The following is a 512-nucleotide window of genomic DNA, read 5'->3' as shown; positions in this document are numbered from 1 at the left end:
GGCGCACCAGCCGGCTCATGTGGGCCGCGTGGTAGGTCACACCCCAACGGGCCTCCACCTCCCGGCAGAGGTCGGGCAGGGTCCAGGCGCTCAGCCCGCTGGTCTCCACCTCCGGCCCGTCCAGCACCAACTGCCGCAGCGCTGCCCGGCGGACCTCATCCAGCCGTGCGCGCCGGCCCGAGCGCGGACGGTCATGCAGGCCGGCCAGGCCCTCGGCATTGTAGCGGGTCACCACGTCCCGCAGCGCCTGGCGCTCCATGCCCGCCAGCCGCGCCGCCTCCGCCCGTGGCAACCCCTCCAGCGCCCCGGCGATCGCCAACATCCGCGTCGCCGCAGCGCGGTCGCTCTCACGCCGTGCCAGCCGACGAAGCTCATCAGCCGACACGTCGTCGCGGATCGGCAAGCCCTTCGCGCTCATCGCGTCCTCCCCCTCAGGGTCGGACACCACACGAATCACGCCGCGCCGCGCCACCGCAAATCACCACCGAGTCATAACATCAGCAGGACGGTAT

The 512-nt window shown here is 72.5% G+C and carries 1 protein-coding gene; it reads right to left on the bottom strand.

The features are described 5' to 3' along the window. On the bottom strand, window positions 1-418 hold a 418-nt coding region (locus tag Q7A36_RS40795), incomplete at its 3' end, for a helix-turn-helix domain-containing protein (protein ID WP_305109482.1). Window positions 419-512: the final 94 nt, after the last annotated feature.

The sequence above is a fragment of the Paracraurococcus lichenis genome (genome assembly GCF_030657435.1).
GTDB lineage: Bacteria > Pseudomonadota > Alphaproteobacteria > Acetobacterales > Acetobacteraceae > Paracraurococcus > Paracraurococcus lichenis.
The sequence above is the reverse complement of the archived record's forward strand: the minus strand, read 5'-3'. Positions and strand labels throughout refer to the sequence as shown.